The sequence below is a fragment of the Fundicoccus sp. Sow4_D5 genome (assembly GCF_052116365.1).
Lineage (GTDB): Bacteria > Bacillota > Bacilli > Lactobacillales > Aerococcaceae > Fundicoccus.
Window position 1 is genome coordinate 1 of record NZ_JBQKLF010000030.1, and the last position, 546, is coordinate 546.

General features: G+C 37.7%; 1 protein-coding gene and 1 pseudogene. Both read left to right on the top strand.

The window, feature by feature from the left end:
• Nucleotides 1-186, top strand: a pseudogene (locus ACTQ45_RS13640) (IS21 family transposase); the annotation flags it as partial.
• Nucleotides 179-546, top strand: a 368-nt coding sequence (locus ACTQ45_RS13645; protein ID WP_441764034.1) for an ATP-binding protein, incomplete at its 3' end; no start/stop codon positions are given. The pseudogene ACTQ45_RS13640 and the gene ACTQ45_RS13645, both read left to right, overlap by 8 nt.

Consider the following 546-nt stretch of genomic DNA (forward strand, 5'->3'; position numbering starts at 1 on the left):
CATTTAAATAAAGCTTGCCAGATTGCGTTAGAGCGAGTTCATTCACCAAGATATCGTCAGTTGAATGCTATATTGACAAATCCAGTGAATAAATCACTATTTAATTCGATGGAGTTAGAAGCACCCGTTACTCGCATGGGATATGTTAGAGGTTCAGACTATTATGGAGGTAAACAACATGATTAATTCAGAAACCATACGTAAATTAAGACAATTAGACTTAGGAGAACTCGTTGCTGCTTTAGAGTTACAAGAAGCCGATATGGAGACACGCCATCTAACCTTCGATGACAGGTTTCAGATAGCGACAGATTACCTCTATCAAGAGAAATATAATCATCGAATCAAAGGAATCATACATCGTGCTAAACTACGAATCAAAGAAGCAGATTTAAGATCGATTCAATATGAGCATCGAGATATCAATCGCGAGATGCTTCAGGAGCTAGGTACTTGTAACTTTGTTAAGCACCATATGAATGTCATTTTTCAAGGTTTTACTGGTTCAGGTAAGACATACTTGAGCTGTGCACTTGCTAAAGAAGC